Source organism: Pseudomonas sp. RT4P38, assembly GCF_054897765.1.
Window position 1 is genome coordinate 6222722 of the sequence record NZ_CM142703.1, and the last position, 14426, is coordinate 6237147.

14 protein-coding genes are annotated in these 14426 nt (G+C 58.0%); 8 read left to right on the plus strand and 6 right to left on the minus strand.

Going from position 1 to position 14426, the window contains the following annotated elements; all coding sequences use genetic code 11:
• Positions 1-5 precede the first annotated feature (5 nt).
• From ACYZT7_RS28960 to ACYZT7_RS28990, 7 genes are all read left to right on the plus strand, one after another.
• Positions 6-704, plus strand: a complete 699-nt coding sequence (locus ACYZT7_RS28960) for a PspA/IM30 family protein (protein WP_462039168.1) — start codon at positions 6-8, stop codon at positions 702-704.
• Between the two features lie 232 nt (positions 705-936).
• Positions 937-1500, plus strand: coding sequence for a rhomboid family intramembrane serine protease (locus ACYZT7_RS28965; RefSeq protein WP_283189236.1), 564 nt, complete (start codon positions 937-939; stop codon positions 1498-1500).
• Positions 1501-1573: 73 nt separating this feature from the next.
• Positions 1574-2608, plus strand: a complete 1035-nt coding sequence (locus ACYZT7_RS28970) for an ion channel (protein WP_461966582.1) — start codon at positions 1574-1576, stop codon at positions 2606-2608.
• Positions 2595-3269: a DUF2491 family protein gene (locus ACYZT7_RS28975; protein ID WP_462039169.1), complete on the plus strand. Its 675-nt coding sequence runs from the start codon at positions 2595-2597 to the stop codon at positions 3267-3269. The genes ACYZT7_RS28970 and ACYZT7_RS28975 overlap by 14 nt, the downstream gene beginning before the upstream one ends.
• 15 nt (positions 3270-3284) lie before the next feature.
• Positions 3285-3713: a DUF350 domain-containing protein gene (locus ACYZT7_RS28980; protein ID WP_131062034.1), complete on the plus strand. Its 429-nt coding sequence runs from the start codon at positions 3285-3287 to the stop codon at positions 3711-3713.
• Positions 3714-3731: 18 nt separating this feature from the next.
• On the plus strand, positions 3732-4445 hold the full coding sequence (locus ACYZT7_RS28985; RefSeq protein WP_309676303.1) for a DUF1190 domain-containing protein: 714 nt from the start codon (positions 3732-3734) through the stop codon (positions 4443-4445).
• Between the two features lie 12 nt (positions 4446-4457).
• The gene (locus ACYZT7_RS28990) at positions 4458-5615 is read left to right on the plus strand and encodes a glutathionylspermidine synthase family protein (RefSeq protein ID WP_462039170.1); all 1158 of its coding nucleotides are present in this window, start codon (positions 4458-4460) and stop codon (positions 5613-5615) included.
• Positions 5616-5685: 70 nt separating this feature from the next.
• On the opposite strand, the gene ACYZT7_RS28995 is transcribed toward ACYZT7_RS28990, so the two are convergent.
• A complete protein-coding gene (locus ACYZT7_RS28995) occupies positions 5686-6213 on the minus strand; it encodes a single-stranded DNA-binding protein (protein WP_016969466.1) in 528 nt (175 codons plus the stop codon).
• Between the two features lie 9 nt (positions 6214-6222).
• Positions 6223-7620, minus strand: a complete 1398-nt coding sequence (locus ACYZT7_RS29000; protein ID WP_462039171.1) for an MFS transporter — start codon at positions 7618-7620, stop codon at positions 6223-6225.
• A 191-nt stretch (positions 7621-7811) separates the two neighbouring features.
• Between ACYZT7_RS29000 and uvrA the strand changes: the two genes are divergently transcribed.
• Positions 7812-10646: an excinuclease ABC subunit UvrA gene (uvrA, locus tag ACYZT7_RS29005; protein ID WP_462039172.1), complete on the plus strand. Its 2835-nt coding sequence runs from the start codon at positions 7812-7814 to the stop codon at positions 10644-10646.
• A gap of 65 nt (positions 10647-10711) precedes the next feature.
• Here uvrA and bfr read toward each other — a convergent pair whose 3' ends face one another.
• The 4 genes from bfr to ACYZT7_RS29025 all read right to left on the minus strand — a co-directional run bounded on the left by bfr (position 10712) and on the right by ACYZT7_RS29025 (position 14420).
• Positions 10712-11176 (minus strand): bacterioferritin, encoded by a 465-nt coding sequence (gene bfr / locus ACYZT7_RS29010; protein WP_123365585.1) that lies wholly within the window; start codon positions 11174-11176, stop codon positions 10712-10714.
• A gap of 149 nt (positions 11177-11325) precedes the next feature.
• Complete coding sequence (locus ACYZT7_RS29015) at positions 11326-12780, minus strand: catalase (protein WP_462039173.1); 1455 nt, start codon at positions 12778-12780, stop codon at positions 11326-11328.
• Between the two features lie 209 nt (positions 12781-12989).
• A complete protein-coding gene (gene rplQ, locus ACYZT7_RS29020) occupies positions 12990-13376 on the minus strand; it encodes a 50S ribosomal protein L17 (RefSeq protein ID WP_008145500.1) in 387 nt (128 codons plus the stop codon).
• Positions 13377-13418: 42 nt separating this feature from the next.
• Positions 13419-14420 carry a DNA-directed RNA polymerase subunit alpha gene (locus ACYZT7_RS29025; RefSeq protein ID WP_462039174.1) on the minus strand — a complete coding sequence of 334 codons (1002 nt, stop codon included), beginning with the start codon at positions 14418-14420 and terminating at the stop codon, positions 13419-13421.
• Positions 14421-14426 lie beyond the last annotated feature (6 nt).

The window sequence follows — 14426 nt, forward strand, 5'->3', positions numbered from 1 at the left end:
ATCCAATGACTCAGTCCATCTGGAGCAAATTGTTCACCGCGCTGCGTGGCGGTGCCAACGAAGTCGGCGAATCGATCGTCGACCAACAGGCCCTGCGCATCCTCGACCAGGAAATTCGCGATGCTGACAGCGCGCTGGCCAACGCCAAGCGTGAGCTGGTCACCATCATGGCCAAGCACAAACTGTCGGCTGATCGCGTCAGCGAGTACAACGCCAAGATCAAGGACCTGGAATCCAAGGCCCTGGCCGCGATCCAGGCCAACCGTGAAGACCTGGCCCTGGAAGTGGCCGAAGCCATTTCGACCCTGACCAACGAGCTTGATGTCGAGCAAAAGCAGGCCACCGAATTCGGCGGTTACGCGGACAACATGCGCAAAGACATCACCAAGGCCGAAAGCCGCATCAAAAGCCTGCGCCAGCAAGTGGACATGGCCAAGGCCCGCGATAGCGTACAGAAAGCCCAGGTCAGCGCTTCGATCGCCAGTGGCGGCGCCAACGGCAAGCTGGAAACCGCCGTCGGTACACTGAACCGCCTGCAGGCCAAGCAGCAGCAACGCGCCGCTGAACTGGAAGCCCAGGATCAACTGGCCGATGCGTCGACCGGTACCGATCTGGAGCGCAAACTGCGCGAAGCCGGCATTACCCCGGATTCGGGCAGCGCCAACGCAATCCTGGATCGCCTGAAGAAAAAATCGGCCGAGTAACCGGGCCGGGCAATACTGCAGGAGGAAGGGCATTCGTTGCCTAATGCCAGGCAGCTAAGGATCTGAACACCGCAATCTTTGTGGGAGCGAGCTTGCTCGCGATGACGGCATTACATTCAACATCAATATTGGCTGACCCTCCGCTATCGCGAGCAAGCTCGCTCCCACAGGGTGATCACTTAACTGACGGGCATTAACTCAATGCCCTTTTTTTGTCGAGTAGAGGTCAAGGATGGATGCCCTGAAGGGTTTCAAGACAATTGCCGGCCTGGCAATCCTCATGGTCGCGCTGCAAGTACTCAACACCGCGACCGGCTACAGCCTTGTTGCATTTGGCCTGGTCCCGAGGACATTGCACGGTCTGCTCGGCATCATTACCTCGCCTTTTCTGCACGCGTCCTTTGCGCACCTGAGCGCCAACCTGATTCCCTTTTTGATCCTCGGCACGTTGGTCATTGTCGATGGGCTCAATCGCTTCATCGCCGTGAGCGCGATCATCATTGGCCTGGGCGGCTTGCTGGTCTGGCTGTTCGGGTTTTCCGGGATGCACATCGGTGCCAGCGGATGGGTGTTCGGGCTGTGGGCGTACATTCTGTCGCGCGCCTGGTTCCAGCACAGTTGGGGTAACCTGATCACGGCCGCGGTCGTCGCCCTGCTGTATGGCGGCCTGGTGTTTGGCTTCCTTCCACGCCAGGGGGTTTCCTTCGAAGGCCATATCGCTGGGGCATTCGCCGGATTTATTGCAGCCAAGGTACTTCTCTCGACGCCCGGCAACAGGTTTAATGCCGCCCGGTAAAGGCAATTGAACGTTCAGGGGTTCGGGCCTGCGCATTGCCAGGAACGAGTCATCCCACGGAGTCAGGGACGTCATGTCTATTTTTCTTTTATTACGCGTGTATGCCTCGTCCTTCTTCCACCGTTTCGGCTGGGCGGGACTGGCGATTGCCTTGGGCATCCACCTGAGCACGGCCTGGCTCGGCCTGGTGTTTCTGGGCGAACAACACCTCACCGCTCCCGCCACCTTTACCTATTTCTACCTCACCACCACGCTGACGGTCGGTTACGGCGATCTTGCGCCCCAAACCTCGGCGGGACGGGTTTTCGTGGCCACCTGGGTCATGCTCGGGGGCATTGCGCTGCTGACGGCAGCCATCGGCAAAACCACCAGCAGCGTCATTGATGTATGGAGAAAAGGCATGAAGGGCAAAGGCGATTTCACCGGCAAGACCGGCCACACGGTGCTCATCGGCTGGGCGGGATCGTCCAGCGAGCGAGTCATCGAGTTGTTGCTTCAGGATGAAACCTCCAATGACAACCTGATCGTCATTTGCGATTGCGACCTTGAAGAAAACCCGATGCAGGGCAAAGCGGCCTTTATCAAAGGTGAAAGCCTGTCCTCCGGCGCGCTACTGGTGCGCGCCGGCGTTCCCGGTGCCGAGCGCGTGCTGGTGCGAACCCACTCCGACGACCTGACCCTGGCCACCGTGCTGGCGGTCAATCAGCTCAAACCGGTCGGGCATGTGGTCGCCCACTTCAATGAAAGTGAAATCGCCGCGCTGGCCAGCTCCTACGCACCGAGCCTGGAATGCACCTCAAGCATGGCCATCGAGATGTTGGTGCGCGCCTCTCAGGATCCGGGCTCGTCAGTAGTCATCAGTGAATTGCTGTGCGTGGGTCAAGGCGCCACCCAGTACCTGATGAAACTGCCCGAGGCTTTTGAAGCAACATTCGGCGATCTGTATGCACAGATGAAAGAGCATCACAACGCGACCCTTATCGGCTACCGCGCCAAAGGCGCCCGACACCCTTCGATCAACCCGCCCGGCGCCACTCGCGTTGAGGGCGGTGAACTCTTCTACATCGCCTCCACTCGCCTCAAGGAAATCTCCAATGGGATGGTTTAAGCAGTTGATGGGGCTTGAGGCCCCGAAAGCGAATCCGGACTCAAAATGGACTGCCAACGAAACCCCGCCCGCCATCGGTCCGCTGGGCCTGGCATTGGGCAAAGGGGTGATGTTCGACACCACCCTGAAATTGCTGCTCGACGAAAAAACCAGCGTGATCATTCCCGGCTCCCAGCAGATCTGGAGCAACGGCACCGTTGACCTCGGGCAATCGACCTGGCTGTCGCGTTATTACATGAATGACGAAGATTACTGGCTGCAAGTGCACACCACCGGCGCCATCGCCGGGCAGGTCGAGTCGGTGATCCTGTTCAACTACCTCAGCTACGTGACCATCAGCAGCGAGGCGGAGTTGAGTCGGTTGGCCGGCCCGCAAAGCCTTATCGGTCTGCCGACCTACACCCACAACGGCGTCGAATACACCCGCGAGTGGGGCACCGAGGATGGCCAGACAGAACTGGTAGCGTTGAGCGAATACCTGAAAAACCCGGATGAGTCCTACAGCATTGAACACCGTTCGATGCTGTACGCGCGCGAAACCGGCCTGACCGATCGCCGTGAATTCCTGCTGTTTTCCGTCGAAGAAGATGCCGAAGGCGCCATCAGCCTGAGCACGTCGCTGGGCATTTCGCTGTACACCACCGACCTGAACACTTTTTAAATAAGGAAGAAGTCCATGCTAGAAGCGCTCTCCATCTCCCTGAACAAAGCCGCCGTGTTCGGGTTTGTTGCGTACATCCTCGGCGCCGCCGTGCTGTTCGCGCTGTTCCAGTTCATCTACACCCGAATCACTCCGCACAAGGAGTTTGAACTGATCCGTTCGGGCAACGTCGCGGCCGCAATCGCTTTGGGCGGTGCGCTCATCGGTTTCGCGATACCGGCCAGCAATGTGATTGCCTACTCGATCAGCCTGCTCGACTTTGTCGTCTGGTCACTGATCGCCGCCGTCGTGCAACTGCTGGCGTTCCTGGTGACTAGCCTGGTCTTGAAAGGCACGTCGGAACGCATCAAGAAAGGTGAAATCGCGGCGGGTGTCTATGTCGCGGCCGTGGCCATCAGCGTCGGCATGTTGAACGCCGCCTGCATGACCCCTACCCCGAACTGATCGCGCAGGGAGCTCCCGATGAAACGAAGCAAGTACGTTCAACTGTCGCTGGCCGCCTCGGTCGCCATGGCGATATCCGGCTGCGGGCCGACGGAAAAAACCTACCCGGTGCAGAAGAAGTACAACTTCCAGTCCGTCCAGCAATGTGCCGATGAAAAACTCCCGGTAGACGTCTGCTCTGACGCCTACATGGCTGCCATGACGGAGCATCGGCGCATTGCGCCGGTCTACGACAATCAGGCCGATTGCGACGCGGACTTTGTCGCAGACTGGTGCCAGCAAGATTCCACCGGCAAGTTCATCCCGAAACTGGGCGGTTTCGAACTGACCGCCGATGGCGAAGTGACGCAGTCCCAAGTGGACGCGGCCAAGGCCCAACTGCCCGCCTCGGAAGCGAACAGTGGTGGCTCCGGATTCTCCGGCACCAGCCTGCTGACCGGTTTGCTGATCGGCAACATGCTGAGCAACAACCGCAACAGCTTTTACTCGCAACCGGTGTATCGCTACCGCGATGACCGCGGCGGTTACTCGTCTTCCACGCTCAGCCAGCGGATTGCCAAGGGCTCGACCTTTACCAAGTCCAATCAGGCGAGGTACGGCAGCAGCAACTACGCCGATTCGATTCGTTCCGCCAGCAAGCCGGTGTCGGTTGCCTCGTCCACCTCCCGTGGCGGTTTCGGCAGCAAGGCCAGCGCACGCAGTGGCTGGGGCGGCGGCGGTTCGAGCAGTTAAGGAAACCGGGCCATGAAAAAGATTCTCTGCACAGAACGTCATGACTGGAAACAGACCGCCGACAGTCTCGGATTTCTGTTCCACACCATCGACGATGAACCCTATTGGGACGAGAGCGCGTATTACCAGTTCACGCTCAAGCAGATCGAAAACGATCTCGAAGACCCGACCACCGAAATTCATGAGATGTGCATGGACCTGGTAGCCCGGGTGGTTCAGAGCGAAGAGTTGCTGGAGCGCCTGAGCATTCCTGCGCCGTTCTTCGACATGATTCGGACTTCATGGCTCGAAGGCCACCCGCACCTCTATGGGCGCATGGACTTCTCGTATAACGGCACCGGACCGGCAAAATTGCTGGAACTCAACTACGACACGCCGACCAGCCTCTATGAAGCGGCAGCGTTTCAGTGGGGCTGGCTGGAGCAATGCATCGGACGCGGCTTGTTGCCCAAGCATGCCGACCAGTTCAACAGCATTGACACCAAACTGCATCAGGCCTTCGCCCAGCTACAGCTTAAACAGCCTTTCTATTTCGCCTCGATGAAAGACTCGGTCGAGGACAAGGGCACCACCGACTACCTGCGCCTGATCGCCGAAAAAGTCGGAATAGAGTCACGCCACATCGACATCGAAGACATCGGCCTCACCGCTGACGGACGTTTCGTCGACCTCGAAGATCGCTGGATTCCTCACCTGTTCAAACTGCATGCGTGGGAGTTCATCTTCCACGAGCCCTTCGGTGCAGCGATTGCCCAGAGTGATACGCAGTTTTTCGAGCCGGCCTGGAAATCGATCATCTCCAACAAGGGCATCCTGCCGCTGCTGTGGGAATTCAACAAAGGTCACCCGAACCTGCTCGCGGCTCATCTGGATACCGATCCGGGCAAAGCGGTGCCGAAAGGCTGGGTGCGCAAGCCGTACTTCTCCCGGGAAGGCGCTAACATCGAGTTGCAAACTGGCGACGGCCTGACCGTGAAAGAGGACGGACCCTACACCGACGCGCCGTTTATCCTTCAGGAATTCGCACCGTTGCCGCAGTTTGGCGACAGCTACACGCTGGTGGGCTCGTGGGTGATTGGCGACCAAGCGGCCGGCATTGGCGTGCGGGAAGACGACAGTTTGATCACCAAGGATTCAAGTCGGTTTCTACCGCATCTGATCCTCGACTGACAAATCCTTCGCCCACAAAAAAGGCCCGGCGCTGTTAGCGACGGGCCTTTTTGTTTAGATCGGGTGAATCCTAGAACGGAATATCGTCATCAAAGCTGTCGAAATCCGGAGCCGGCTGCGGAGCTGCCTGCTGTGGAGCTGGAGCCTGGCGCGACTGTTGCGGTGCCGACTGCTGAGGACGCGGAGCCTGTTGGCGTGGAGCCGGGGCGGACTGCTGGTAGTTATTGCCCCCGCCTTGTTGGTCGCCCTGCTGTGGACGGCCGCCCAGCAGTTGCATGGTGCCTTGCATGTCGACCACGATTTCGGTGGTGTAACGCTTGATACCGTCTTTTTCCCACTCGCGGGTCTGCAGCTTGCCTTCGATGTAGACCTGGGAACCTTTACGCAGGTACTCGCCGGCGATTTCGGCAACCTTGCCGAACATCGACACACGGTGCCATTCGGTCTTCTCGACCTTCTGACCGGTTTGCTTGTCGGTCCACTGTTCGCTGGTCGCCAGACTCAGGTTGGTCACGGCGTTACCGTTAGGCAAGTAGCGAACTTCGGGATCCTGGCCGCAAGTGCCGACCAATATGACTTTGTTAACCCCACGGGCCATAACGTTCTCCTAGGCTACGCACGCTGCCCCGGCCGGGTTGTTCACCAGGCGTTCAAGGGTGGTGCGATCCAATAGTTCGGTGTCCAATTTGATGTAAATCGCCGCTTCATCTTCGACGATCACTGCATCTGTTACCCCTACGACGGCCTTCAGGCGCTCGACCAGACCCGCTTCGCGGATCGCCTCGGGCGACAACGGCAAGCGCAGGCTCGTCACGTAGGGAGGTTCGCGCATGGTAACAGCAAAGGCCAGCCAGAGGGCAGCCAGACCGGCGCATCCCAGGAACACAACCGACAAACCGCCATGCTGGAACAACCAGCCGCCGAGGATGCCGCCCAGTGCCGAACCGAGGAACTGGCTGGTGGAATAAACCCCCATCGCCGTGCCCTTGCCGCCTGCCGGTGAAACCTTGCTGATCAGCGATGGCAACGAAGCTTCCAGCAGATTGAACGCAGTGAAAAACACCACCGTACCCACCACCAGAGCCCGCAAGCTTTCGCCGAACTGCCAGAAGAATAGCTCAGTGAGCATCAGCGTCACGACGGCGCCGAGTAAAACTCGTTTCATTTTGCGTTTCTTCTCGCCGTAGATAATGAACGGGATCATGGCGAAGAAGGAAATCAGCAGCGCGGTCAGGTACACCCACCAGTGCTGCTCTTTGGGCAGCCCGGCTTTTTCGACCAGCGCCAAAGGCAACGCAACGAAGCTCGACATCAACATCGCGTGCAACACAAAAATGCCCAAGTCCAGACGCAGCAGGTCCGGATGCTTGAGTGTCGGTATCAACGCCTGGCGCGCGACGCCGGATTCGCGATGCTGCAACGGGCTGTTGGCTCGCGGCACCATGAACATCACGATCACAATGCCGAACAGCGCCATGCCGCCCGTGGCGAGGAACAACCCGGACAGGCCGAAAGCGCGGGTCAGCAACGGGCCTACAACCATGGCGACAGCGAACGACAGACCGATCGTCATGCCAATCATGGCCATGGCTTTGGTCCGATGCTGTTCGCGGGTCAGGTCTGACAGCAACGCCATCACCGCCGCGGAAATCGCCCCGGCGCCTTGCAGTATTCGTCCGGCGATCACGCCCCAGATCGAGTCGGCATTGGCCGCCAGCACACTGCCGAGGGCGAAGATGATCAGCCCCAGGTAAATCACCGGACGACGGCCGATACGGTCGGAAATGAAGCCGAAAGGAATTTGAAAGATCGCCTGGGTCAGGCCGTAAGCGCCAATCGCCAGCCCGATGAGGGCCGGGGTCGCTCCCGCCAGATCCATCCCATAGGTCGCCAATACCGGCAACACCATGAACATGCCAAGCATACGGAAGGCGAACACCAGGGCCAGACCGCTTGCTGCGCGGGTCTCACTGCCACTCATGCGTTCGCTGTGGGGATCGTGCATGGAAAAACCTCATGTGAACCGGCGGCGATTCTACCAGTCCCATCGATTGACGGGGTATATCGCGACGCTTTGACGCGCTCTGCTGACAGAGTCTTCACGTAAGGCTGCAACCCGCTCATTTGATAGTGTGCATCCATCCAGTATTTGGCCGTATACTCCTACGTTTTCGACGCCCGCCGAGCGAGGCCACTTTGGACAAGATCCTGATTCGTGGGGCCCGAACCCACAACCTGAAGAACATCGACCTGACCCTGCCACGGGACAAACTGATCGTCATCACCGGCCTGTCCGGATCCGGCAAATCGTCCCTGGCATTCGACACGCTGTATGCCGAAGGCCAGCGCCGTTACGTCGAATCGCTGTCGGCCTACGCCCGGCAGTTCCTGTCGATGATGGAAAAACCTGACGTCGACACCATCGAAGGTTTGTCGCCAGCCATTTCCATCGAACAGAAGTCGACCTCACACAACCCGCGTTCGACGGTCGGCACCATCACCGAAATCTACGATTACCTGCGCCTGCTTTACGCTCGCGTGGGTATTCCACGTTGCCCGGATCATGACATTCCGCTGGAAGCCCAGACCGTCAGCCAGATGGTCGACCTGGTCCTGGCTCAACCGGAGGGTAGCAAGCTTATGCTGCTGGCCCCGGTGATCCGCGAGCGTAAAGGCGAGCACCTGTCGGTCTTCGAAGAACTCCGCGCACAGGGTTTTGTGCGGGCCCGGGTCAACGGCAGGCTCTGCGAGCTGGACGAGCTGCCGAAGCTGGATAAACAAAAGAAGCATTCGATCGACGTGGTGGTCGACCGCTTCAAGGTCCGCGCCGACCTGCAACAGCGCCTGGCCGAGTCGTTCGAGACCGCTTTGAAGCTGGCGGACGGCATCGCTTTGGTAGCGCCAATGGACGACGAGCCCGGCGAAGAGATTATCTTCTCCGCGCGCTTCGCCTGCCCGATTTGCGGCCACGCCATCAGCGAGCTGGAACCCAAGCTGTTCTCTTTCAACAACCCGGCCGGCGCTTGCCCGACTTGCGATGGCCTGGGTGTTAAGCAGTTCTTCGACATCAAGCGATTGGTCAATGGTGAACTGACGTTGGCCGAGGGCGCGATTCGCGGCTGGGACCGGCGCAACGTCTATTACTTCCAGATGCTCGGGTCGTTGGCTTCGCACTACAAGTTCAGCCTGGAAGTGCCGTTCAACGAACTGACGGCCGATCAGCAGAAGTTCATCCTGCACGGCAGCGGTTCGCAGAACGTCGACTTCAAATACCTGAACGACCGTGGCGACATCGTCAAACGTTCGCACCCGTTCGAAGGCATCGTGCCGAATCTGGACCGTCGCTACCGTGAAACCGAGTCCGCCTCGGTGCGTGAAGAGCTGGCCAAGTTCCTCAGCACCCAGCCTTGCCCGGATTGTCGTGGCACGCGCCTGCGTCGAGAGGCGCGGCACGTTTGGGTAGGCGAGAAGACGCTGCCAGCGGTGACCAATCTTCCGATTGGCGACGCCTGCGAATATTTTGGCGTGCTGAAGCTGACTGGCCGTCGCGGCGAAATTGCCGACAAGATTCTCAAGGAAATCCGTGAGCGTCTACAGTTCCTCGTCAACGTCGGCCTCGATTATCTGTCGCTGGATCGCAGTGCCGACACCTTGTCCGGCGGTGAGGCTCAGCGTATTCGTCTGGCCAGTCAGATTGGCGCGGGCCTGGTTGGTGTTCTGTACATTCTCGACGAACCATCGATTGGCCTGCACCAACGGGACAACGATCGCCTGCTCGGCACGCTCAAGCACCTGCGTGACATCGGCAACACGGTGATCGTGGTCGAGCATGACGAAGATGCAATTCGTCTGGCCGACTACGTGGTAGATATCGGACCCGGCGCAGGTGTACACGGCGGACATATCGTCGCCGAAGGTACGCCGGCCGAGGTTATGGCTCATCCCGATTCGCTGACCGGCAAGTATTTGTCGGGCCGGGTGAAAATTGCAGTCCCCGCCAAACGCACACCGAGGAACAAGAAGCTGTCGCTGTCCCTCAAGGGCGCTCGCGGCAACAACTTGCGCGATGTCGATCTGGACATTCCAATTGGTCTGCTGACTTGCGTCACCGGCGTGTCCGGCTCGGGCAAATCGACGCTGATTAACAACACGCTGTTTCCTTTGAGCGCCACGGCACTCAACGGTGCAACGACGCTTGAAGCGGCTGCTCACGACAGCATTAAAGGTCTGGAGCATCTGGATAAGGTTGTCGACATCGATCAGAGCCCGATCGGACGCACGCCACGTTCAAACCCGGCGACGTATACCGGGCTGTTCACACCGATTCGCGAACTGTTTGCCGGTGTGCCGGAGTCCCGCTCACGCGGTTATGGGCCTGGACGCTTCTCCTTCAACGTAAAGGGTGGACGTTGCGAAGCTTGTCAGGGCGATGGCCTGATCAAGGTGGAAATGCACTTCCTGCCGGATATCTATGTCCCGTGCGACGTCTGCAAGAGCAAGCGCTACAACCGCGAGACTCTGGAGATCAAGTACAAGGGCAAGAACATCCACGAAACCCTCGAGATGACGATCGAGGAGGCGCGAGTGTTCTTCGATGCGGTTCCGGCCCTGGCGCGCAAGCTTCAGACGTTGATGGATGTCGGCCTTTCGTACATCAAGCTCGGGCAGTCAGCGACCACGCTGTCAGGTGGTGAAGCCCAGCGGGTGAAGCTGTCCCGCGAACTGTCCAAACGCGATACCGGCAAGACGCTGTATATCCTCGATGAGCCGACAACCGGCCTGCACTTCGCAGATATCCAGCAATTGCTCGACGTGCTGCACCGCCTGCGCGATCACGGCAATACCGTGGTGGTGATCGAGCACAACCTGGACGTTATCAAGACTGCCGACTGGTTGGTGGATCTTGGGCCGGAAGGCGGTTCCAAGGGCGGCCAGATCATTGCTGTCGGTACGCCGGAAGAAGTGTCGGAGATGAAGCAGTCTCACACGGGCTTCTACCTCAAACCGCTGCTGGCTCGCGACAAAGCCTGAATCAGGCCCATGAAAAAGCCCCTGTCACTTCATCGGTGACAGGGGCTTTTTTGTAGGCGGCGGAATCAGAACTGCGATTGCAGGTAATTCTCCAGGCCGATCAACTTGATCAGACCCAGCTGCTTCTCGAGCCAGTAGGTGTGATCTTCTTCAGTGTCGTTCAGCTGAATACGCAGCATCTCGCGGCTGACATAGTCTTTGTGAAGTTCGCAGAGCTCGATGCCCTTGCAGAGTGCGGCGCGGACTTTGTATTCCAGTCGCAGGTCGGCAGCGAGCATATCAGGCACTGTGGTGCCGACATCCAGGTCGTCCGGCCGCATGCGCGGAGTGCCTTCGAGCATGAGAATCCGGCGCATCAGGGCGTCAGCGTGCTGCGCCTCTTCTTCCATCTCGTGGTTGATACGTTCGTAGAGCTCGGTGAAACCCCAGTCCTCGTACATCCGCGAATGGATGAAATATTGATCACGCGCCGCCAGCTCGCCGGTCAGCAACGTGTTGAGGTAATCGATTACGTCTGGGTGGCCTTGCATCGCCCTACATCTCCCTGCTTGAAAGTCTGTAGTTTGAACCAAGCAGACTGTTTGGTCACTCTGCTTGCGCGATAAAAGCGAAGATATTCTGAGAAAAATGGTTTAAATACCGCAAAAACCGCCCAAATGAGGGCGGTTCTGCTTCTCGTTTAGACTTCGTTAAGCTGTACGTTGAGCAGCTTTGCGATTGCTTCTCCATACGCTGGATCAGCTTTGTAGAAGTGCTGCAATTGGCGGTCAACTACATCGCTGGAAACTCCGGCCATTGCGCCTGCAATGTTGCCGACCAACAGCGCTTTTTGCTCATCGCTCATCAAACGGAACAACGCACCGGCGTGGCTGTAGTAGTCGGTATCCTCGCGGTGATCGTAGCGATCAGCCGAACCACTTAGCGCCAATGGCGGTTCTGCATAACGAGGTGCTTGCTTCGGCGACTCAACGTAGCTGTTCGGCTCATAGTTAGGTGTCGCACCACCATTGCTGCCAAACGCCATCGAACCATCGCGCTGATAGCTGTTCACCGGGCTGCGAGGTGCGTTCACCGGCAATTGCTGGTGGTTGGTGCCAATACGGTAGCGGTGAGCATCGGCGTAAGCGAACACTCGACCCTGCAGCATGCGGTCAGGCGACAAACCGACACCCGGGACCATGTTGCTCGGACCGAACGCCGCTTGCTCGACTTCAGCAAAGTAATTCTGCGGGTTGCGATTAAGCTCCAACTCGCCCACTTCGATCAGCGGAAACTCTTTCTGCGACCAGGTCTTGGTCACGTCAAACGGGTTCTCGTAGTGCGCCGCGGCCTGATCCTCGGTCATGATCTGGATGCACACGCGCCATTTCGGGAAATCACCGCGCTCGATCGCGCCGAACAGATCACGCTGCGCATAATCCGGGTCGGTCCCGGCCAGGCGTGCCGCTTCTGCCGGTGCCAGGTTTTTGATCCCTTGCTTGGTCTTGTAGTGCCACTTCACCCAGTGACGCTCGCCATTGGCGTTGATCAGGCTGTAGGTATGGCTGCCGAAGCCGTGCATGTGGCGGTAGCCATCAGGAATGCCGCGATCCGAGAACAGAATGGTGACCTGGTGCAACGCCTCAGGCGAATGCGACCAGAAGTCCCACATCATTTGTGCGCTTTTCAGATTGCTTTGCGGCAGACGTTTTTGGGTGTGAATAAAGTCCGGGAATTTCAAAGGATCGCGGATGAAGAATACCGGCGTGTTGTTGCCGACGATGTCCCAATTACCTTCTTCGGTGTAGAACTTCAGGGCAAAGCCACGTGGATCGCGCTCGGTGTCAGCCGAACCGCGTTCGCCGCCGACGGTGGAAAACCGCAGGAACGTTGGCGTTTGCTTCCCAACGGATTCAAACAGTTTGGCGCTGGTGTACTCGGTGATGTCACGAGTCACGGTGAGCGTACCGTAAGCACCTGAGCCTTTGGCGTGTACACGACGCTCAGGGATGTTTTCACGGTTGAAGTGGGCAAGCTTCTCGATCAGGTGGAAGTCGTCGAGCAGCAGTGGGCCACGAGGGCCGGCGGAGCGAGAATTCTGGTTGTCGGCGACAGGAGCGCCACTGGCGGTGGTAAGCGTTTTATTTTGGCTCATGCGATTTCTTCCTCTGTCAGTCTTTAACTGCCGGCTAATCGGCTGAGAGGGAGTATTGATCATGAACGTTACAGCTACAAATTCATTAACTTGCAGCTATCGATAGAAAATTACTAATTACGTTTATGATGATGCATCGATGCCGATGCTTTTCGAGCGCGCACAAAAAACCGGGCACTAGGCCCGGTTCTTCGTTTCAGACTGACGTCTTACTCAGCGGATACAGCTTCACCACCGGCAGGACGATCAACCAACTCGACGTACGCCATAGGCGCGTTGTCGCCAGTGCGGAAACCGCACTTGAGGATGCGCAGGTAGCCACCCTCACGGGTAGCGTAACGCTTGCCCAGGTCGTTGAAGAGCTTACCAACGATAGCTTTCGAACGAGTACGGTCGAAAGCCAGACGGCGGTTTGCCAGGCTGTCTGTCTTGGCCAAAGTGATCAGCGGCTCAGCAACGCGACGCAGTTCTTTAGCTTTCGGCAGTGTAGTTTTGATCAGCTCGTGCTCGAACAGCGACACTGCCATGTTTTGAAACATGGCCTTGCGGTGCGAGCTAGTGCGGCTCAGGTGACGACCACTTTTACGATGACGCATGGTTCATTCCTTACCAAACACAACGTTCGGTGATTACGACGATCAGGCAATCGCCTTGTCGTCCTTCTTAAGACTTGCAGGCGGCCAGTTGTCGAGGCGCATGCCGAGGGACAGACCGCGGGAGGCCAGAACGTCCTTGATTTCAGTCAAGGATTTCTTGCCAAGGTTCGGAGTCTTCAACAGCTCTACTTCGGTACGCTGAATCAGGTCACCGATGTAGTAGATGTTTTCCGCCTTAAGGCAGTTAGCCGAACGTACAGTCAGTTCCAGATCGTCAACCGGGCGAAGCAGGATCGGATCGATCTCGTCTTCCTGCTCGACAACCACTGGCTCACTGTCACCTTTGAGGTCGACGAACGCAGCCAACTGCTGTTGCAGAATGGTTGCAGCACGGCGAATAGCCTCTTCAGGATCCAGGGTACCGTTGGTTTCCAGATCAATAACCAGCTTGTCCAGGTTAGTACGCTGCTCGACACGGGCGTTTTCCACCACGTATGCGATACGGCGAACCGGGCTGAACGAAGAGTCAAGCTGCAAGCGACCGATGCTGCGGCTTTCGTCTTCATCGCTCTGACGCGAGTCTGCCGGTTCATAACCACGACCACGAGCTACGGTGAGCTTCATGTTCAGGGCGCCGTTAGACGCCAGGTTAGCGATTACGTGATCGGGGTTAACGATCTCGACATCATGATCCAGCTGAATATCGGCAGCGGTAACCACCCCCGAACCCTTCTTCGACAAGGTCAGCGTAACTTCGTCACGACCGTGCAGCTTGATAGCCAGACCTTTAAGGTTCAACAGGATTTCAATTACGTCTTCCTGTACGCCTTCGATGGCGCTGTACTCATGGAGTACACCGTCAATCTCGGCCTCGACTACTGCACAGCCGGGCATTGAGGACAACAGGATGCGGCGCAGCGCGTTGCCCAGGGTGTGGCCGAAACCACGCTCGAGAGGCTCGAGAGTGATCTTGGCGCGGGTTGGACTGACAACCTGCACATCAATATGGCGGGGTGTCAGGAACTCATTTACCGAAATCTGCATGGATGC

Bases quoted from the DNA above. Each gene is read 5' to 3' on its own strand.
- ACYZT7_RS28960 (WP_462039168.1), top strand. From the start codon at position 6: ATGACTCAGTCCATCTGGAGCAAATTGTTCACCGCGCTGCGTGGCGGT.
- ACYZT7_RS28990 (WP_462039170.1), top strand. From the start codon at position 4,458: ATGAAAAAGATTCTCTGCACAGAACGTCATGACTGGAAACAGACCGCC.
- ACYZT7_RS29000 (WP_462039171.1), bottom strand. From the start codon at position 7,620: ATGCACGATCCCCACAGCGAACGCATGAGTGGCAGTGAGACCCGCGCA.
- ACYZT7_RS29015 (WP_462039173.1), bottom strand. From the start codon at position 12,780: ATGAGCCAAAATAAAACGCTTACCACCGCCAGTGGCGCTCCTGTCGCC.
- ACYZT7_RS29025 (WP_462039174.1), bottom strand. From the start codon at position 14,420: ATGCAGATTTCGGTAAATGAGTTCCTGACACCCCGCCATATTGATGTG.
- rplQ (WP_008145500.1), bottom strand. From the start codon at position 13,376: ATGCGTCATCGTAAAAGTGGTCGTCACCTGAGCCGCACTAGCTCGCAC.
- ACYZT7_RS28970 (WP_461966582.1), top strand. From the start codon at position 1,574: ATGTCTATTTTTCTTTTATTACGCGTGTATGCCTCGTCCTTCTTCCAC.
- ACYZT7_RS28995 (WP_016969466.1), bottom strand. From the start codon at position 6,213: ATGGCCCGTGGGGTTAACAAAGTCATATTGGTCGGCACTTGCGGCCAG.
- ACYZT7_RS28965 (WP_283189236.1), top strand. From the start codon at position 937: ATGGATGCCCTGAAGGGTTTCAAGACAATTGCCGGCCTGGCAATCCTC.
- ACYZT7_RS28975 (WP_462039169.1), top strand. From the start codon at position 2,595: ATGGGATGGTTTAAGCAGTTGATGGGGCTTGAGGCCCCGAAAGCGAAT.
- ACYZT7_RS28980 (WP_131062034.1), top strand. From the start codon at position 3,285: ATGCTAGAAGCGCTCTCCATCTCCCTGAACAAAGCCGCCGTGTTCGGG.
- ACYZT7_RS28985 (WP_309676303.1), top strand. From the start codon at position 3,732: ATGAAACGAAGCAAGTACGTTCAACTGTCGCTGGCCGCCTCGGTCGCC.
- bfr (WP_123365585.1), bottom strand. From the start codon at position 11,176: ATGCAAGGCCACCCAGACGTAATCGATTACCTCAACACGTTGCTGACC.